We start from the raw sequence: 17,540 nt of genomic DNA on the forward strand, positions 1-17,540 counted from the left end.
CGCCCCCCCCCCGGGGGGGGGGGGGGGGGGGGGGGGGGGGGGGGGGGGGGGGGGGGGGGGGGGGGGGGGGGGGGGGGCGGCCCCCCCCCGCCCCCCCCCCCCCCCCCCCCCCACCCCCCCGTGGTCCCCCGTTCCCCCGTTCTCCCCCGTTCCCCCGTGTTCCCCCGTTCCTGTCCCCCGTGTTCCCCGTTGCCCTCCCCCTTGAGAGCGGCTGGTCGGGTTCCTGATACACCCCGGACGGAAGAAAGTGCCGGAAAAAAATCCCGGCCTGATGCCGGGCGGTGCGCGGCCCGGAAAGAGGTGTCCCCCCGGCCCAGGATCCGGGGGGACGTCGAGGGTGTGCGGTGGTGCGGGGGATTCGGTGGTGCGGTGGTGCGACGGCCGGGGCCTCAGCCGGTGAAGCCGGCCGTGATGGAGGTGAACTGCCAGTTGTCCTGGCTGATGCCGGAGCAGTTGCTCACCACGCCGCCGCCCGGGCACGGCCGGTCGCGGTTGACCGACCAGAAGGCGAGCCGGGCGATGTGATGGCCGTTGGCCCAGTCACGGATCTGGCCCCAGATCGCCGGGGTGGTGTTCTCCTGCTGGTCGGACAGGCCGTTCATGCCGGAGATGCCGATGTGCGAGTAGGCGGTGGCGTCGTCCCAGCCGAAGGTCGACTTCAGCTTGGCCTTGAGGCCCTCGGCCGCGTTCACGGTGTTGCCGTACATGTCCGAGCCGCCACCGAAGTCGAACGGCATGATGGTGAAGACGTCGATGCCGGCGTTCAGCGACTGGGCCTGCTCGATGAGCCGGTTGCCGTAGTAGGTCGGGCCGGTGGTCGAGGTGCCGAAGGTGACGATCGTCTTCAGGCCCGGGTTGTCGGCCTTGACGGTCTTCAGCGCGGTCAGGATCTTCGCCTGCACGGCCTCGTTCTCGAACTCGTCCGTGTTCTCGATGTCCATGTCGACGGCCTTCAGGCCGTAGGCGTCGATCACCTTCTGCAGGGCCCCGGCGAGCGCGCTTGCGGAGGAGCAGTTGGCGCCGAGCTTGCTGCCCTGCCAGCCGCCGAACGACGGCACCACGTCACCGCCCGCGGAGCGGATCTGGCTGATGGCGCTCTGGTCGACGCCGCCGGTCAGCGGCCGGCTGCCGTCCCAGGCGGGGTTGCAGCCACCGGAGTCCAGCATGAACGCCATCGTGAACCACTTGATTCCGGTCGTGCTCATCACCGAGGACGCGCCGGGCGGGTCGCCCCAGCCCTCGTACAGGTAGGGCGCCGCCTGCTTGAAGCCGCCGCTCCCGCCGCCGGCGTCCGTCGTGACGCTCACGGAGTTGGAGGCCGCCGAGACGTTGCCGGCCGCGTCCCGAGCCTTGACGGTGAAGGTGTGGTTCGTGCTCGGCGAGAGCCCGCCGACCGTCGCACTGGTCCCGGAGACGCTCAGCACCTGGTTGGAACCGCTGTAGATGTCGTACGCCGTCACACCGACGTTGTCCGTCGAGGCGTTCCACTTCAGCGACACGCTCGACGACGACTTGCCGGTGGAGGTCAGACCCGTCGGCGCGGTCGGCGCCTGGGTGTCCCCGCCTCCGCCGCCCCCGGGGCCGTCCAGAGCGATGTCGTCGGCGTAGTAGGTGCCTTGCGCGTACCAGCCGTGCACGTAGATGGTCGCGCTGGTCTGGGAGGCGCCGGTGGTGAAGGACACCGACAGCCGGCTGTACGCCGACGGGGACGTCGTCCAGGTCGAGGCGCCGCCGTTCACACCGAGGTAGACGTATGAGCCGCGGACCCAGCCGCTCAGCGTGTACGTCGTGTTCGGCTGGACGGAGACGGTCTGGCTGCACTGGGCGTTGTCGCTCGACGTCACCGCGCCCGCGAGGGCCTTGGCGCCGCTGTGCACGGGCGAGGAGACGACGGACCCGAGGTTCGAGGTGCAGGTCCAGGGGGAGACGTTGCCCGACTCGAAGCCGGGGTTGCCGAGGATGTTGGCCGCGTGGGCCGTGCCGGGGAGGGCGACGGCTCCGGCGAAGGCCAGGGCCGCGGAGCCGAGCAGGGCGAGAAGCCGGCGTCTGGGACGTCTGAGTGTGTCGCGCACGCGATCTCCCTGAAGGAGTGGGGTTGTTCGGGAGGGCACGGGTGGGGAAGTGACCTGACCGTGCAGGAGAGTGCGCAACCAAGTTGGTATGGACCAATCAGAGTGTCAAGATGCGGCACCACAATTGGTCCAGACCGATAGTGCCGTCGGGGCTGGGCCGGGCCGGGCCGGGGTGGGGTGGGCCGGGCCGGGGTGGGGGCGGACCGGGGGCCGGATCGGGCCGGGGCCGGCGTCGTCCGCCATGCGGATCAGGCCGGTCCCGGTCCGGCTGGTGGCTGCCTGGCTGATGGCCGTCCGGCCGGTCCCGGTCCGGCCGGTGTTCTTCAAGCCGGCGTCCTCGCCCGGGTGGTGGACTGTGCCGGGACCTCGCCGGCCGGTTGGGGTGCGGGGACCGGTACGGCCGGCAGCAGCGGTTCCACGGGCTGTGTCCGCTGCTGCGGAAGCGACACCGGCCGCAGCGGGCGCGGCCCCGACACCACCGTGTAGTCCTGTCCCAGGAACGGGGGCGCCACCTGCCCGGGGTCCTCGCCGAGCGCCAACTGCACGGCCGACCAAGGGACGTTGATCCCGCACTGCGACAGCTGGTGCAGCCCGCCCGCGGGACGTGTGTTGACGTCCAGCAGCACCGGCTGTTCGCCGTACATCCGGAACTGGATGTTGGACAGGTAGTGCAGTCCGAAACCCTCCGCGATCCGCCGGGCCGGCTCCAGCCACTGTTCGTGCAGGGTGAAACCACGGCGGCGCCCGTTCTTGGTGCGGCCCACCGCCAGACGGACCCGGTTGTCCGGCCCGGTCAGGCAGTCCACCGAGACCTCGGGCTGATCCAGGCGAGGCATCACCAGCCAGTCGACGGGCTCCCCGGCCCGTTCCAGGGCACCGAGGACCAGGTCGAGGGGGACGTGGGGGCCCGGGAAACCACTCAGATGTGTGAGGGAGAACGGCGCCCGCGTGATGACGCGGAAGCCAACCCCGCCCGCGCCGGACGCAGGCTTGAAGCACGCCCGCTGCCCGGACGCCTCCAGTACCTCGACAGCGGCCAGCAGTTCACCGGCCGTGCGCACCCGCCACCACGGCGGCACCGGCACGCCGATGGACCGGACCGCCTCGTACGCGGTCGCCTTGTCCTCGAAGACGGCCACCGCCTGCGGGGTCGGCGCGAGCAGCGCGGTGCCCGCGGCGGAGAAGTCCGCGCGGTGCGCCACGATCGCGGCCTGGTGCAGCCGGGGCACGAACACGTCGATGCCGCGCCGCACGCACAGGTCCAGCGCGTACTCGACGTACGCGGCCGGGGACAGGCCCTCGGGTTCGAGCTCGGCGGTGTCGGCGGCCGCCAGCACGGGGGAGTCGGCGTCGCCGTGCGTGGCGTGGATCTCGACGGCCCGGGCGCTGGGATTTCTCCGCAGCTGATCCATGAAGAACACGTTCTCCGCGTACGTGCGGTTGAGCCAGACGCGTACGCAAGAGACCATGCAGGCCGCCTTTCACGGTTCGCGGGCAGGGCGAAGCGGGCCGTGCCCGGCCAGAGGGGAAGAAGGGACACCAAACCGCCCTGCGCGAGGGAGAGTTCCAGCGGTGGTGTTGGGGCGATCATACGGCTTTGAACAGCCGTCGAGTGCAACGCGCGTGTTACGGATTGGCTCCGCGCCCAACCGCCGCCGCCCCGGGGGTCGCCGGGGCCGCGGGGGCCGCCGCGCAGGGGCGCCCTTGTCCGGACGCCCCCGGGTGTGTTCTTGTGGAGCCAACGTGCGCGCGATGGGGGGGCGAGAGGTGACGGGGACGCCCGGCGGATCCGGACGGCTGCTGGCCATCAGCGACCTGCACATCGGCTACAGCGAGAACCGCGCTCTGGTGGAGCGGATGGAACCCGGCTCCGAAGGCGACTGGCTGCTGGTCGCCGGGGACGTCGCCGAGACCGTGGCCGACATCCGCTGGGCCCTGAAGACCCTGGCGAGCCGCTTCCGCAGGGTCGTCTGGGTGCCCGGCAACCACGAACTGTGGACCCACCCGCGCGATGCCGTCACCCTGCGAGGTGTCGCCCGCTACGAACGCCTCGTCGAGATGTGCCGCGAACTGGGCGTGACCACGCCCGAGGATCCGTATCCCGTCTGGGACGGCCCCGGTGGCCCGGTGGCCGTGGCGCCGCTGTTCCTGCTGTACGACTACTCCTTCCTGCCGGCCGGCTGCACCACCAAGGACGAGGGTCTGGCCCACGCGCACGGCACCGGAGTGGTCTGCAACGACGAGTACCTGCTGCATCCCGACCCCTACCCGAGCCGCGAGGCCTGGTGCCGGGCCCGGGTTGCCGAGACCGCGCGCAGGCTCGCCGAACTGCCCTGCGACCTGCCCACGGTGCTGGTCAACCACTACCCGCTGCACCGGCACCCGACGGACATCCTGTGGTACCCCGAGTTCGCCATGTGGTGCGGCACCCGGCTGACCGCCGACTGGCACAGCAGATTCCGCGTGGCCGCCATGGTCTACGGCCATCTGCACATCCCGCGGACCACCTGGCACGAGGGCGTCCGCTTCGAAGAGGTGTCGGTGGGATACCCCCGCGAGTGGCGCAAGCGCCCGGAACCGCCGGGCAGGCTGCGCCGCGTTCTGCCGATGGAGGACGGAACCCGGTGATCGAGGAACTGCTCCCGGACTCGGTGGTGGCGGTGGAGAGCCGCGGCGACGACGAGGCCGGCCACGCCACGCTGTTTCCCGAGGAGCAGGTGGTCGTGGCCCGGGCGGTCGCCAAGCGCCGCCGCGAGTTCGCCGCCGTACGCTCCTGCGCGCGCCGCGCCATGGAGAAGCTCGGCGTGCCGGCGCAGCCGCTCCTGCCCGGCGAACGGGGCGCCCCGCGCTGGCCCGAGGGCCTGAACGGCAGCATGACCCACTGCGACGGCTACCGTGCCGCCGCCCTGGTCCGCGCCACCGACCTGGCCGGCCTCGGTATCGACGCCGAACCCCACGCGCCCCTCCCGGACGGCGTCCTGGCCTCCGTCGCCCTCCCCGCCGAGGCGGAGCGGCTCGGGCGGCTGGCCGCCGAGCGGCCCGGCGTCCACTGGGACCGGCTGCTGTTCAGCGCGAAGGAGTCCGTCTACAAGGCGTGGTTCCCGCTGACCGGCAAGTGGCTGGACTTCTCGGAGGCCGACATCGAGATCAGCACCGACCCCGACACCCCCTGCCACGGTGCCTTCCGCGCCGCACTGCTCGTCCCCGGCCCCCTGGTCGGCGGCCACCGGCTCACCCACTTCGACGGCCGCTGGACCGTCACCGACGGCCTGGTGGCCACCGCGGTGACGGTCCCGCACGCCTGACTCCAGGCTCGCGCAGGGTGCACCGCTCCCCTACGGCCGGCCGGAGTCACGGGTCCGGTGCGCCCCGCTGCCCGGCCGGTCCGGGCGCACCGCAGTCCGGGCGCGGTCAAGGCCGGGGGCACCAGTGGTGGAGCAGGCGGAAGAAGGCGTCCTCGTTGCCCGTGAGGCCGGCTCGGGTCAGGGCCTGCTCGGCCTCGGCGAGCACGGCGGGCGGGACGAGCGGTGGCCGCCCGGCGCCCGGGGGGCCGTCGAAGGCGGCGCGCACCGTGTGCAGCAGTCGCAGGTAGGCCTGGACGGCGGTTCGCTCGCGGTCGGTCAGTACGGCGGTCGGCATCGCTTGCTCTCCCCGGTTTGGGCGTCACAGGTCACGCCCCCGGTCACCCGGACGGCGCACATGCGCCTCCGCGCGGCGGTGGCGCACCCTCAAGCCTGCCGCCCACCACTGACAACGCCCCCGCGCTCCGCTCCGGTTCGCCCGCTCGGCCGAGGAGAAGTCCCTGATCACTCCGTGTTCGCGCGTCCGTGTGCCCGCGTCCGTGTTGCCGTGTCCGTCTTCGCGCGTCCGTGTTGCCGTGTCCGTGTTGCCGTTTCCTGGTTCCTACGTCCGGCCCCTCGCCGCGGCGTCGCCCTCCACCCGTCGGCCCAGGTAACCGAGCGAGGCCTCGATCCGCCCCGCCAGGTGGTCGCGGTGCACCGGACCCCGCAGGGACGAACTCGCGAGCCACGTACGGCATTTGCTGGCCAGCAGCAGGCCGAAGGTCTCAGCGGCCTCCTCCTCGGCCAGGTCGAACCGGCTGCGCGCGGCAACCCGTTGGACGGCCGCCCGCAGGTCTGCTCCGTCGCCGAGCAGGCGCGCGGCGACCGTGACCCCGTCGACGTGGTGGCCGCAGTGGCCGGCCGTCATGTGCCACAGCTCGTGGCCGAGGATCACCAACTGGTGGTCGGGGGCGGTGCGTTCCTCGACGAGGACCAGGTCCTGGTCGGCCATGTCGAGCCACAGCCCGCTGGCGGTACCGGCCGGGAAGGCGGCCATGCGCAGAAGGACCGGCCGCCCGCGGCGCCTGCTCATCGCCTCGCACAGCGCGGCGTACAGATCGGCGGGCCGGGCCGGCGCCGGCAGTGTCAGTTCGGCGACCAGCTCGCCGCACAGCCGGCGCATGTCCCTGCCGATGCCCACGCCTTTGACCAGCATCACGACTCGGGCCGCTTGACGCTCTCCAGGAGCATGTCCAGCCATTCGGCGACCTTGTCGCGGTGCTGGTCGGTGGGCAGCTGCGCGGCCCGCCAGGCGATTCCGCGGACGCCGTGGTCCTGCAGCAGCCGCTCCAGCGGGTCGTCGGCGGCCGCGGCTGCGGCTGCGGCCCGCTCGCGGTCGGCGAGCCGCTGCAGCAGTTCCTGCTCGGTGCGCTGCAGGGCGCCCGCCAGGGCCTCGGGATCCTCGGCGGTGAGGAAGCCCGCGTGCACGCGGAAGAAGCGCTGGATGGCGTCGCAGTGCTCCATGGTGGGACGCCGGTCGCCGTTGATGAGCGCGCCCGCCTGCTGCCGCGACATGCCGGCGCCGTCGGCTATCTCCTGCTGGGTGTAGCGGCGCCCGTTGGGCTTGAGCCGGGTGCGGCGCAGCAGGTCCAGCCGCTGCAGGAACCGGGCCTGCACATCCGGCTCGCCCGCCGGCCGCCCGCTCAGCAGGGCCCTGACCACGGACTCCGGGACGCCGCAGGCCACGGACAGCCGGCCGACGTCGAAGACCTCCGCCTGAGACACGCCGAGCCGCTCGGCGAGCGCGGTGACGCGTGCGACGACGGCCGGCAGCACGGTCGGCGCCGTGGTGCCCGGATCCTCGATGCCATCGGTCACCGACAGATCTCCTACGTCTCTCACAGGCTTGTCACAGGGCGGGGTGCCGTGAACTTCCCGGAGAGTAGCGGGTCATTCGAACTCACATCCAGGTCTCGCCACAACTGTGGCCAATTTCAGCCGTCAACCGGCATGAAATGCCACGATAGTTGACACGACTCGCCTCTGAGCAGCAGGATCAAGGCGCCGCGTGAAGGCCGCAGAGGCAAGAGGGGTGACCTCCCGATGGCATTTCAGGCAGGAGGGCAGCGGCCGGCGCCGCCACCCGTCCCCGTCAGTCCCGAGGCGCAGGCCTATCTGCAGGACTACGCCACGCTGCTTCAGGCCGTCTCCTTTCCCTCCCTCGTCGTCGACCACCGCTGGGACGTGGTGCTGACCAACAGCGCCTTCACCGCGCTGTTCGGAGGCGTCGGTCCGCATCCGACGGCGATGCCGGACGACAACTTCCTGCGTTTCGTCCTCTTCCACCCGGAGGCGGGCACGGTCCTCGGCGAGCACGAGTCGCGCTGGTGCCTGCCGATGCTGGCGCACTTCGCCGCCACCGTGGAGCGCTGCGGCCACGACCACGGGCTGCAGGCCATCCGCCGGGACATCGCCCAGGACCCCATCATGGAAGCCGCCTACCGCCACGGCCTGCCGCACTGGATCAGCGCGGTCGGCGAGTCCGCCGCCGAGTCCGACGGCGCCGTCCGTCCCCTGCTGCATCCGGATCCGCGCTGGGGCGCCACCGACTGCCGCATCGTCGAGGAGACTCCGGCGACCCTGCGGGAACTGGGCTACACCCGCCTCACCCTGGTCCTGCGCGAGACGCGCCGCCCCCTCTCGGCCCCGCGCGGAGCGCGCCGGGCCCGCCGCGCCTCGGGCCACCTCAGCGTGGTCCCGACCCCGGAGACCTGACCCGGCACCGCCGGCGTTCAGGCCGCCGACGGCGCCGGGCCCACTCGCTGGCCGTCACTCCCTGGCCGCAGCCCGGTGTCGCGGGGCAGCGCGAACCAGTCCCAGCGCGTGTAGTCCGAGTACGCCGACCGCCGCGGATCCAGGTCGAGCAGCAGTGGCCGTACGTCCCCCCGGCGGTGGACCGTCACCACTCCAGCCACGCCGGCACGTCGGTCAGCGGTTGTCGGCGGACACGGCCACCGCCGGCCGGGTGTAGCCGCCGGCGGTCCGCGAGCCGGTCCGACCTATTCTCAGAGGCTGTGATGTGTGACATAGTACTGGTGTGAGCGAGCCGCTGACCTGCGATGTCGTGGTGGTCGGCGCCGGGATGGTGGGCGCCGCGTGTGCTCTGTACGCCTCCCGGGCGGGCCTGGACGTCGTCGTGGTCGACCGCGGTCCGGTGGCCGGCGGGACGACCGGCGCCGGGGAGGGAAACCTTCTCGTCTCCGACAAGGAACCCGGACCCGAACTCGGCCTCGCCCTGCTCTCCCTGCGCCTGTGGCGCGAGCTCGCGGCCGAACTGGGCACGTCGGTGGAGTACGAGCCCAAGGGCGGTGTGGTCGTCGCCGCCACCCCGGACCGGCTGACCGCCCTGGAGCGCCTCGCCGCCGCCCAACGCGCCGCCGGAGTCGACGCGGTGACCGTTCCCGCCGACCGGCTCCCCGACCTGGAACCGCACTTGGCCGCAGGCCTCGCGGGCGCCGTGCACTACCCGCAGGACGCACAGGTCATGCCGGCCCTGGCCGCCGCCCACCTGCTCAGGGCGTCCGCGGCCCGGCTGCTCACCGGCCGCACGGTGACGGAGGTGCTGCGCGGGACGGACGGCGCGGTGCGGGGCGTACGGACGGACCGGGGCGACCTGTTCGCCCCCGCGGTCGTCAACGCGGCGGGCACCTGGGGCGGCGAACTGGCCGCCCGCGCCGGGGTGCACCTGCCCGTCCTGCCCCGGCGCGGCTTCGTACTCGTCACCGAACCACTGCCGCCACGCATCCGGCACAAGGTCTACGCAGCCGACTACGTTGCCGACGTCGCCGGCGACGGTGCCGCCCTGCGGACCTCACCGGTGGTGGAGGGCACCGCCGCCGGGCCGGTCCTGATCGGCGCCAGCCGCGAACGGGTCGGCTTCGACCGGTCGTTGTCCCTGCCCGCGGTGCGCGCGCTGGCGGCGGGCGCCACCGGCCTGTTCCCGTTCCTGGCGCGGGTACGGGCCCTGCGGACGTACATGGGCTTCCGGCCGTATCTGCCCGACCACCTGCCCGCGATCGGCCCCGACCCGCGGGTGCCCGGCCTCCATCACGCCTGCGGGCACGAGGGCGCGGGCATCGGACTGTCCACCGGCACCGCCCATCTCATCGCTCAGGTGCTGACGGGCAGGACACCCGATCTCGCACTGGGGCCCTTCCGGCCCGACCGCTTCCTGCCGGAGGTGCCATGAGGCCGGGGAACCCGCCGGAGCGGGCGGGCGCACCGTCCGCACCCGCCTTCGCCGTCACCTTCGACGGCCGACGGATCGAGGCCCTGCCCGGCCAGACGGTCGCCGCCGTGCTCTGGGCGGCCGGCGTCACCTCCTGGCGCACCACCCGGGGCGCGCGCCGGCCTCGTGGGGTCTTCTGCGGGATCGGCGTCTGCTTCGACTGCCTGGTGACCGTCAACGGCCGCCCGAACCTCCGGGCCTGCCTGGTGCCGGTACGCCCCGGCGACGACATCCGCACACAGGAGGGCACCGGCCATGAGGACTGACCTCGCCGTGATCGGCGCCGGCCCGGCGGGACTCGCCGCGGCGCTGGCGGCGGCCGCACGCGGCCTGCGCGTCACGCTCCTGGACGCGGCCGAGGCACCGGGCGGCCAGTTCCTCCGGCAGCCCGCGGCGGCCCTCGCGGCCCGGTACCCCGGGGCATCGCATCCGCAGGCGTCGCACCTCCCCGAACCGCACCTCCCCGAACCGCGTCCCCACGAACCGCATCCCAAGCCACCGCATCCCAAGCCACCGCATCCCAAGGCACCGCGCCACCAGTGGCGCACCTGGGAACGGCTGCGCGACGGCCTCGCCGCGAGCGGGGTGACGGTCCTGGCGGAACACCACGTATGGGCCGTCGAGCGCGGCTTCACCGTGCACGCCCTGCTCGGCCCCGAGCAGGAGGAGTCCGTCGCCGTCCGGGCAGCGGCGGTGCTGCTGGCGACCGGCGGCTACGAGAAGGTACTGCCCTTTCCCGGCTGGACGCTGCCCGGTGTCGTCACCGCCGGCGGCGCGCAGGCCATGCTCAAGGGCGCCCTTGCGGTACCGGGGCGCCGGGCCGTCGTGGCCGGGACCGGGCCCCTGCTGCTGCCGGTGGCCACCGGACTCGCGGCAGCCGGGGTCGAGGTCGCCGCGCTCGTGGAGTCGGCGGACTTCAAGGCCCTGCTGCGCCATGGCCCCGCCCTGGCCGCCAAGCTGCCGGAGGGCGCCGGATACGCGGCCGGGCTCCTGCGCCACCGCATCCGCCTGCTCGCCCGCCACACGGTCGTCCGCGCGCACGGCGCCGGCACCCTGACCGCCGTCACCGTCGCCGCCCTCGACCCCGCCGGCCGGGTCCGGCCCGGCAGCGCGCGGCGCATCCCCTGCGACACGCTCGCCGTCGGCCACGGAATGCTCGCGCACACCGACCTCGCCGAGAGCCTCGGCTGCCGGCTCGCCGGGCTTGCCGTGCACGTCGACGACGAACAGCGCACCGACGTACCCGGCGTGTGGGCGGCGGGGGAGGCCACCGGCATCGGCGGTGCCGCCCTCGCCCTCGCGGAGGGACACATCGCCGGACGGTCGGCGGCGGCCCGCCTCCGGGGCACCGCGCCCGACCCGGGAGACTGGGCGGGTGCCGCCAGGTCACGCAGCAGACTGGCGAGGTTCGCGCGGGCCCTCGACGCCGTCTACACACCACCCGCCCACTGGCCCGAGCAGGTCACCGACGACACCGTGGCCTGCCGCTGCGAGGAGATCACCGCCGGGGCCGTGCGGGCGGCCGTTGGAGAACTCGGCGCGGGCGACCTGCGCACCGTGAAGCTGCTCACCCGGGCCGGGATGGGCTGGTGCCAGGGCCGGATGTGCGCACCGGCGGTCGCGGGCCTCGCAGGATGCGAGGCCGCTCCGTCCAGAAGGCCGTTCGCACGACCGGTGCCGCTGGGCGTACTGGCCCGGCAGCACCGCGACGCCACCGAGGAAGGAGCCCCATGACCGACCACCGCCCCTGGCGCGGCGTCCTCGTCGCCACCGCGCTGCCCCTGAACGACGACCTCTCCGTCGACCACGGCCGCTACGCCGAGCACTGCGCCTGGCTCGTCGGCAACGGCTGCGACGGCGTCGTCCCGAACGGCTCGCTCGGCGAGTACCAGGTGCTCACCACCGCCGAGCGCGCCCGGGTCGTGGAGACGGCCGTCGCCGCGATCGGCGGGCAGCGCGTGATGCCCGGCGTCGCGGCCTACGGCTCCGCGGAGGCCCGCCGCTGGGCCGAGCAGGCGCGTGACGCCGGCTGCCGTGCGGTGATGCTGCTGCCGCCCAACGCCTACCGCGCGGACGAGCGCTCCGTCCTCGCCCACTACGCGGAGGCGGCGAAGGCGGGCCTGCCGATCGTGGCGTACAACAATCCGATCGACACCAAGGTCGACCTCGTGCCGGAACTGCTGGCGCGACTGCACGGCGAGGGGTACGTGCAGGCCGTCAAGGAGTTCTCGGGCGACGTCCGCCGCGCCTACCGGATCGCCGAACTCGCCCCGGACCTGGACCTGCTGGCCGGCGCGGACGACGTCCTGCTGGAACTCGCGCTCGCGGGCGCCAAGGGCTGGGTGGCCGGCTACCCCAACGCCCTGCCCGCCGCGACCGTGGAGCTGTACCACGCCGCCGTCGACGGCGACCTGCCCACCGCGCGGGCCCTGTACCGGCAGCTGCACCCGCTGCTGCGCTGGGACTCGCGGACCGAGTTCGTACAGGCCATCAAGTTGTCCATGGACATCGCCGGACGCTACGGCGGCCCCGTACGGCCCCCGCGCATGCCGCTGCTGCCGGGGCAGGAGGCCGGCGTGCGCGCCGCCACCGAGAAGGCCCTCGCGGCCGGGCTCGCCTAGGAGGAGGGGGAGCAGCACATGCGCAGCAAGCTCGTCCTGCACGCCGTCGACTCGCACACCGAGGGCATGCCCACCCGCGTGATCACCGGCGGGATCGGCGCCGTCCCCGGCGCGACCATGAACGAACGGCGGCTGTACTTCCGTGAACACCGCGACGAGATCAAGCAGTTGCTGATGAACGAGCCGCGCGGCCACTCCGCCATGAGCGGCGCCATCCTCCAGTCGCCGGCCCGCCCCGACTGCGACTGGGGCGTGGTCTACATCGAGGTCTCGGGCTATCTGCCGATGTGCGGGCACGGGACGATCGGCGTGGCGACCGTCCTCGTCGAGACGGGGATGGTCGAGGTCGTCGAACCGGTCACCACCATCCGGCTGGACACCCCGGCCGGGCTCGTCGTCGCCGAGGTGGCCGTGGTGGGCGGTGCGGCCAGGGCCGTGACATTGCGCAACGTCCCGTCCTTCGCCGTCGGCCTCGACCGCAAGGCCGTGCTGCCCGGGGGGCGGACGGTGACGTACGACCTCGCCTACGGCGGCAACTTCTACGCCATCGCACCGCTGGAGCAGTTCGGCCTGCCCTTCGACCGCTCCCGCAAGGACGAGATCCTCGCGGCGGGTCTGTCCCTGATGGACGCCGTCAACGCCGGGGCCGAACCGGTCCACCCCGAGGACCCCACCATCCGCGGCTGCCACCACGTCCACCTGTACGCGCCCGGAGCCACCGCCCGGCACTCGCGGCACGCCATGGTGATCCATCCGGGATGGTTCGACCGCTCGCCCTGCGGCACCGGCACCAGTGCTCGGATGGCTCAACTGCATGCGCGGGGCGAACTGCCGCTGCACACCGACTTCGTGAACGAGTCCTTCATCGGCACCCGGTTCACCGGACGGCTGCTCGGCACCACCGAGGTCGCCGGCCGGCCGGCCGTCCTGCCCTGTTTCACCGGGCGAGCCTGGATCACCGGCACCGCCCAGTACCTGCTCGACCCGGAGGACCCCTTCCCTGCCGGGTTCGTGCTGTAGCCGGTTCCGGTAGGGTCCGGTGACCGCAGAGGAGGACGACCGTCATGGCCGCGCAGCACACGCCCGCCCTGCCCGCGCTGGGCGGCAGCAGGCCCAGCTACCGGGAGCGGGTGGCGGACGCGCTGCGAGCCGCGCTGATCGCGGGGGAACTGCGCCCCGGTGAGGTGTACTCCGCCCCCCATCTCGCCGCCCGCTTCGGAGTCTCCGCGACCCCGGTGCGCGAGGCGATGCTCGACCTCGCCAAGGAGGGACTGGTCGCCACCGTCCCGAACAAGGGCTTCCGGGTCACCGCCGTCTCCGAGCGGCAGCTCGACGAGTACACCCACATCCGGTCCCTGATAGAGATCCCGACCACGGCCGCACTGGCGGCCACCGCCGGACCCGCCGACCTGGAGGCGCTGCGGCCGGTCGCCCAGGAGATCGTCACCGCTGCCGTGGCCGGCGACCTCATCGCCTATGTCGAGGCGGACCTGCGCTTCCACCTCGGCCTGCTGGCGCTCGCCGGCAACGGCCACCTCGTGGAGGTCGTAAGGGACCTGCGGCGCCGCTCCCGGCTGTACGGGCTGACGGCGCTGGCCGAGCAGGGGCGGCTGCGGGCGTCGGCCGAGGAGCACCTGGAGCTCCTCGACGCGCTGCTCGCGCGGGACGAGGAGGCCGTGCGGGCGGTGATGACCCGGCACCTGGGCCATGTCCGGGGGATGTGGGCCGCGCCGTAGTCCGAACCCGGTCGTACCCCGACCCGAACCGCAGTCTCGCCCAGGGCCGCCCGGCCACCGCGACCGGCTCGCAGGAGGTCTGCACACCCGGCAAGGCGGCCGACGGCGACGCGAACGGCTACTGGGGGTCCACCAACGACGCCTTCGCGCAGTCCTGGACGGTGGACCTGGGGTCGAGTCGGGCCGTGCGCCGGCTGGTGCTGAAGCTGCCGCCGTCGTCGGCCCGGGGCACCCGGACCCAGACCTTCACCGTGCTGGGCAGCGCCGACGGCTCCGGCTGCTCGACCGTGGTGGGCGCGCCCGCTCCGAGGCTGGACCGACGCCGCATCGCCGCCATGTTCATCAGCCCGTGTCGCGCAGGGGCGGGCGCACCCGGACAAGAGGCCGTCATCGCCACCGTGGCCGTCCTCGGCGCCGTCGCGGACACCGTCAGCGGCACGGCTGCCGCGCACCTGGCGTACCGCCGGGTTTCACACGGGCGCCACCGCACCCTTCCCTCCCGTTCGGTGCTCTTGGAACACTCGCTCCGCGACATTCCGTCCGTTCCGGCCATCCGCACCCCAGGATGAGAGGTCCTTGCCCATGCCGTCGCCCACCCCCGAAGTCAACCGGCGCCGATTCCTTCAGATCGCGGGCGCCACCACGGCGTTCACCGCGCTGTCGAGCAGCGTCCAGCGTGCCGCCGCGTTGCCCGCGAACCATCGCACGGGGTCGATCGAGGACGTCGAGCACATCGTCGTCCTCATGCAGGAGAACCGTTCCTTCGACCACTACTTCGGCACGCTCTCAGGCGTCCGCGGCTTCGGCGACCCGCGCCCGGTCGCAGGGCGGAACGGCAGGACCGTATGGCACCAGACGGACGCCGGTGGCAAGGAGATCCTGCCCTTCCACCCCGACGCCGACGACCTCGGCCTGGCGTTCATCCAGGACCTGCCGCACGGCTGGAACGACGGACACGCCGCCTTCAACTCGGGCGCGTACGACAAGTGGGTGCCCTCCAAGGGCACCACTACGATGGCGTACCTGACCCGTGACGACATCCCCTTCCACTACGCGCTCGCCGACGCCTTCACCATCTGCGACGCCTACCACTGCTCGCTGATCGGCTCCACCGACCCCAACCGCTACTACCTGTGGACGGGTTACACCGGCAACGACGGCCAGGGCGGCGGCCCGGTCCTCGGCAACGACGAGGCGGGGTACGGCTGGACGACGTATCCCGAGCGGCTGCAGAAGGCGGGCGTGTCCTGGAAGATCTACCAGGACGTCGGCGACGGCCTCGACGCCGCCGGCGGATGGGGCTGGATCCAGGACGCCTACCGCGGCAACTACGGCGACAACTCGCTGCTGTACTTCAAGCAGTACCAGAACGCGACGCCCGGCGACCCGCTCTACGACAAGGCCCGCACCGGCACCGACGCCCGCAGGGGCGAGGGCTTCTTCGACCGGCTGAAGGCCGACGTCAAGGGCGGGGAGCTGCCGCAGATCTCCTGGATCGTCGCCCCCGAGGCCTTCACGGAGCACCCCAACTGGCCCGCCAACTACGGTGCCTGGTACGTCGCCCAGGTCCTGGACGCGCTCACCTCCGACCCCGAGGTGTGGGCGAAGACCGCGCTGTTCATCACCTACGACGAGAACGACGGTTTCTTCGACCACGTCGTGCCGCCGTTCCCGCCCGGCTCCGCCGCCCAGGGCAAGTCCACGGTGGACGTGGGCCCCGACCTGTTCAAGGGCGACGGCAGTCACGTCGCCGGACCCTACGGGCTCGGTCAGCGGGTGCCGATGCTCGTCGTCTCGCCGTGGAGCAAGGGCGGGTTCGTCTGCTCCGAGACGTTCGACCACACCTCGGTCATACGGTTCATGGAACGCCGCTTCGGGGTGCACGAGCCGAACATCTCGCCCTGGCGGCGTGCGATCTGCGGCGACCTGACGGCCGCCTTCGACTTCTCCCGCAAGGACACCCGGCCGGTCTCGCTGCCGGACACGGCCGGCTACCGGCCGCCGGACCACGACCGGCACCCCGACTACGTGCCCACCCCGCCCGCGCAGGGGGCGCTGCCGAAGCAGGAGCGCGGCCACCGGCCCACGCGCCCGCTCAAGTACGCGCCCTTCGTGGACGGTTCGGCGGACGCCGCGGCCGGGAAGCTCACCCTGGCCTTCGCCTCCGGCCCGCATGCCGGCGCCGCCTTCCTCGTCACCTCCGGCAATCGCACCGACGGCCCCTGGACCTACACCACCGGGGCCGGCCGGACCGTCTCCGACACCTGGAACTCGGCCTATTCCGGCGGCTCCCACGATCTCACCGTGCACGGACCGAACGGGTTCCTGCGGGTCTTCAAGGGCCCCGGCAGGACGGCGGGCCCGGAGGTCACCGCGCGGCACGTGGGCGACGGCGTCGAACTCGCCTTCACCAACAGGGGCACGGGCGCGGCGCGGCTGAGGGTGACGAGCGGCTACGGCGGACACCCGACGGTGCTCGTCGTGCGGCCCGGCGCCACGCTCAGGCACCGCTTCGACCTCACGGCGAGCAGGCGCTGGTACGACCTGACCGTCACGCGGGAGGCGGATACGTCCTTCCTGCGGCGGTTCGCCGGACATGTGGAGAACGGGCGCCCCGGGGTGAGCGATCCGGCGATCGTGACCGGCTGACGTCCGCGGCGGACGGCGGTTGCTTTGCGGCCGGCTCGCGGTAGTGTGCCCCGGTGACCACGCATTCGAACACACCTGCAGGTTGGTACCCCGATCCGAACGGGGCGGCGCAGACGCTGCGTTACTGGGACGGCTCCCAATGGACGGAGCACACCCATGCCGGCCAACAGGCCCAGGCGGCACCGCGGACACCGTCGCAGGTGCCGGCACAGCCCGCCGGTCCCGACGCGCGCGTACAGCGCCAGGTGCAGCAGCAGGCCGGGGTCGCCCCGAGCGGCCCCGGCGGCGGCTCGCTGTTCAGCGAGCCGGTGCTCGTGGTGAACCAGAAGGCCAAACTGATCGAGCTGACCAACGAGTACAAGGTCTTCGACCAGAACGGCAACCAGATCGGTGCGGTCACCGAGGTCGGGCAGAGCGCGCTGAAGAAGATCCTGCGGTTCGTCTCCAGCCTCGATCAGTTCCTGACGCACAAGCTGGAGATCCGGGACGGCTACGGCCAGCCGCAGCTGGTGCTCACCCGGCCCGCGAAGTTCTTCAAGTCGCGCGTGATCGTGTCGCGTCCGGACGGCTCGGTGGTGGGCGAGATCGTCCAGCAGAACGTCTTCGGCAAGATCAACTTCGCGATGAACGCCAACGGGCAGCAGGTCGGCGCGATCAAGGCGGAGAACTGGCGCGCCTGGAACTTCGCCATCGTCGACCACGCCGACAACGAGGTCGCCCGGATCACCAAGACCTGGGAGGGCCTGGCCAAGACGATGTTCACCACTGCCGACAACTACGTCCTGCAGATCCACTACCAGCTGCCCGAACCGCTGCTGAGCCTGGTGGTGGCGACGGCGCTGACCGTCGACACCGCACTCAAGCAGGACTCGCGCGGGCTGGGCTGACGAACG

At 72.8% G+C, this 17,540-nt stretch carries 17 protein-coding genes and 1 pseudogene; 12 read left to right on the forward strand and 6 right to left on the reverse strand.

Translation table 11 applies throughout. From position 1 onward, the window contains the following. Nucleotides 1–389: 389 nt before the first annotated feature. Both ACH4UM_RS36615 and ACH4UM_RS36620 read right to left on the reverse strand, forming a co-directional pair. Nucleotides 390–2,072, reverse strand: a complete 1,683-nt coding sequence (locus ACH4UM_RS36615; protein ID WP_398189317.1) for a carbohydrate binding domain-containing protein — start codon at nt 2,070–2,072, stop codon at nt 390–392. Nucleotides 2,073–2,395: 323 nt separating this feature from the next. Continuing rightward, complete coding sequence (locus tag ACH4UM_RS36620) at nt 2,396–3,541, reverse strand: ATP-grasp domain-containing protein (protein WP_398189320.1); 1,146 nt, start codon at nt 3,539–3,541, stop codon at nt 2,396–2,398. Between the two features lie 298 nt (nt 3,542–3,839). Between ACH4UM_RS36620 and ACH4UM_RS36625 the strand changes: the two genes are divergently transcribed. Beyond that, complete coding sequence (locus ACH4UM_RS36625; RefSeq protein ID WP_398189504.1) at nt 3,840–4,700, forward strand: metallophosphoesterase family protein; 861 nt, start codon at nt 3,840–3,842, stop codon at nt 4,698–4,700. Next, nucleotides 4,697–5,377: a 4'-phosphopantetheinyl transferase gene (locus ACH4UM_RS36630; protein ID WP_398189322.1), complete on the forward strand. Its 681-nt coding sequence runs from the start codon at nt 4,697–4,699 to the stop codon at nt 5,375–5,377. Before ACH4UM_RS36625 ends, ACH4UM_RS36630 begins: the two co-directional genes overlap by 4 nt. A 106-nt stretch (nt 5,378–5,483) precedes the next feature. On the opposite strand, the gene ACH4UM_RS36635 is transcribed toward ACH4UM_RS36630, so the two are convergent. The 3 genes from ACH4UM_RS36635 to ACH4UM_RS36645 all read right to left on the reverse strand — a co-directional run bounded on the left by ACH4UM_RS36635 (nt 5,484) and on the right by ACH4UM_RS36645 (nt 7,231). Continuing rightward, nucleotides 5,484–5,711: a hypothetical protein gene (locus ACH4UM_RS36635; RefSeq protein WP_398189325.1), complete on the reverse strand. Its 228-nt coding sequence runs from the start codon at nt 5,709–5,711 to the stop codon at nt 5,484–5,486. 264 nt (nt 5,712–5,975) lie between these two features. Further along, nucleotides 5,976–6,536, reverse strand: coding sequence for a toxin-antitoxin system, toxin component (locus ACH4UM_RS36640; protein ID WP_398189506.1), 561 nt, complete (start codon nt 6,534–6,536; stop codon nt 5,976–5,978). Between the two features lie 32 nt (nt 6,537–6,568). Beyond that, nucleotides 6,569–7,231: a helix-turn-helix domain-containing protein gene (locus ACH4UM_RS36645; protein ID WP_398189327.1), complete on the reverse strand. Its 663-nt coding sequence runs from the start codon at nt 7,229–7,231 to the stop codon at nt 6,569–6,571. Between the two features lie 225 nt (nt 7,232–7,456). Here ACH4UM_RS36645 and ACH4UM_RS36650 point away from each other — a divergent pair, with 225 nt between their 5' ends. Then, entirely contained in the window at nt 7,457–8,128 is a 672-nt protein-coding gene (locus ACH4UM_RS36650) for a hypothetical protein (RefSeq protein WP_398189330.1), read from the forward strand. Nucleotides 8,129–8,145: 17 nt separating this feature from the next. Here the strand turns inward: ACH4UM_RS36650 and ACH4UM_RS36655 are convergent, their stop codons facing one another. After that, complete coding sequence (locus tag ACH4UM_RS36655; protein WP_398189333.1) at nt 8,146–8,328, reverse strand: hypothetical protein; 183 nt, start codon at nt 8,326–8,328, stop codon at nt 8,146–8,148. A gap of 122 nt (nt 8,329–8,450) precedes the next feature. On the opposite strand from ACH4UM_RS36655, the gene ACH4UM_RS36660 reads away from it, so the two are divergent. The 9 genes and pseudogenes from ACH4UM_RS36660 (at nt 8,451) to ACH4UM_RS36700 (ending at nt 17,534) form a co-directional block, all read left to right on the forward strand. Further along, a complete protein-coding gene (locus tag ACH4UM_RS36660) occupies nt 8,451–9,602 on the forward strand; it encodes an NAD(P)/FAD-dependent oxidoreductase (protein WP_398189336.1) in 1,152 nt (383 codons plus the stop codon). Next, nucleotides 9,599–9,907, forward strand: a complete 309-nt coding sequence (locus ACH4UM_RS36665; protein ID WP_398189338.1) for a (2Fe-2S)-binding protein — start codon at nt 9,599–9,601, stop codon at nt 9,905–9,907. Before ACH4UM_RS36660 ends, ACH4UM_RS36665 begins: the two co-directional genes overlap by 4 nt. After that, the gene (locus tag ACH4UM_RS36670; RefSeq protein ID WP_398189341.1) at nt 9,897–11,375 is read left to right on the forward strand and encodes an NAD(P)/FAD-dependent oxidoreductase; all 1,479 of its coding nucleotides are present in this window, start codon (nt 9,897–9,899) and stop codon (nt 11,373–11,375) included. The genes ACH4UM_RS36665 and ACH4UM_RS36670 overlap by 11 nt, the downstream gene beginning before the upstream one ends. Further along, nucleotides 11,372–12,262 carry a dihydrodipicolinate synthase family protein gene (locus ACH4UM_RS36675; RefSeq protein ID WP_398189343.1) on the forward strand — a complete coding sequence of 297 codons (891 nt, stop codon included), beginning with the start codon at nt 11,372–11,374 and terminating at the stop codon, nt 12,260–12,262. The genes ACH4UM_RS36670 and ACH4UM_RS36675 overlap by 4 nt, the downstream gene beginning before the upstream one ends. Before the next feature lie 18 nt (nt 12,263–12,280). After that, complete coding sequence (locus ACH4UM_RS36680; protein WP_398189346.1) at nt 12,281–13,282, forward strand: proline racemase family protein; 1,002 nt, start codon at nt 12,281–12,283, stop codon at nt 13,280–13,282. 44 nt (nt 13,283–13,326) lie between these two features. After that, nucleotides 13,327–13,998 carry a GntR family transcriptional regulator gene (locus ACH4UM_RS36685; protein WP_398189349.1) on the forward strand — a complete coding sequence of 224 codons (672 nt, stop codon included), beginning with the start codon at nt 13,327–13,329 and terminating at the stop codon, nt 13,996–13,998. Between the two features lie 14 nt (nt 13,999–14,012). After that, nucleotides 14,013–14,315 (forward strand): annotated as a pseudogene (locus ACH4UM_RS36690) (discoidin domain-containing protein); the annotation flags it as partial. Nucleotides 14,316–14,580: 265 nt separating this feature from the next. Beyond that, nucleotides 14,581–16,647, forward strand: a complete 2,067-nt coding sequence (locus ACH4UM_RS36695) for a phosphocholine-specific phospholipase C (RefSeq protein WP_398189352.1) — start codon at nt 14,581–14,583, stop codon at nt 16,645–16,647. A gap of 53 nt (nt 16,648–16,700) precedes the next feature. Beyond that, nucleotides 16,701–17,534: a phospholipid scramblase-related protein gene (locus ACH4UM_RS36700; RefSeq protein ID WP_398189355.1), complete on the forward strand. Its 834-nt coding sequence runs from the start codon at nt 16,701–16,703 to the stop codon at nt 17,532–17,534. Nucleotides 17,535–17,540: the final 6 nt, after the last annotated feature.

This window comes from Streptomyces sp. NPDC020801 (assembly GCF_044334385.1).
In the GTDB taxonomy this organism is placed as follows: Bacteria; Actinomycetota; Actinomycetes; order Streptomycetales; family Streptomycetaceae; genus Streptomyces.

What these genes read in the sequence shown, in the direction of transcription:
- ACH4UM_RS36620 (WP_398189320.1), bottom strand. Translation starts at nt 3,541, where the DNA reads ATGGTCTCTTGCGTACGCGTCTGGCTCAACCGCACGTACGCGGAGAAC.
- ACH4UM_RS36635 (WP_398189325.1), bottom strand. Translation starts at nt 5,711, where the DNA reads ATGCCGACCGCCGTACTGACCGACCGCGAGCGAACCGCCGTCCAGGCC.
- ACH4UM_RS36640 (WP_398189506.1), bottom strand. Translation starts at nt 6,536, where the DNA reads ATGCGCCGGCTGTGCGGCGAGCTGGTCGCCGAACTGACACTGCCGGCG.
- ACH4UM_RS36650 (WP_398189330.1), top strand. Translation starts at nt 7,457, where the DNA reads ATGGCATTTCAGGCAGGAGGGCAGCGGCCGGCGCCGCCACCCGTCCCC.
- ACH4UM_RS36665 (WP_398189338.1), top strand. Translation starts at nt 9,599, where the DNA reads ATGAGGCCGGGGAACCCGCCGGAGCGGGCGGGCGCACCGTCCGCACCC.
- ACH4UM_RS36670 (WP_398189341.1), top strand. Translation starts at nt 9,897, where the DNA reads ATGAGGACTGACCTCGCCGTGATCGGCGCCGGCCCGGCGGGACTCGCC.
- ACH4UM_RS36675 (WP_398189343.1), top strand. Translation starts at nt 11,372, where the DNA reads ATGACCGACCACCGCCCCTGGCGCGGCGTCCTCGTCGCCACCGCGCTG.
- ACH4UM_RS36680 (WP_398189346.1), top strand. Translation starts at nt 12,281, where the DNA reads ATGCGCAGCAAGCTCGTCCTGCACGCCGTCGACTCGCACACCGAGGGC.
- ACH4UM_RS36685 (WP_398189349.1), top strand. Translation starts at nt 13,327, where the DNA reads ATGGCCGCGCAGCACACGCCCGCCCTGCCCGCGCTGGGCGGCAGCAGG.
- ACH4UM_RS36695 (WP_398189352.1), top strand. Translation starts at nt 14,581, where the DNA reads ATGCCGTCGCCCACCCCCGAAGTCAACCGGCGCCGATTCCTTCAGATC.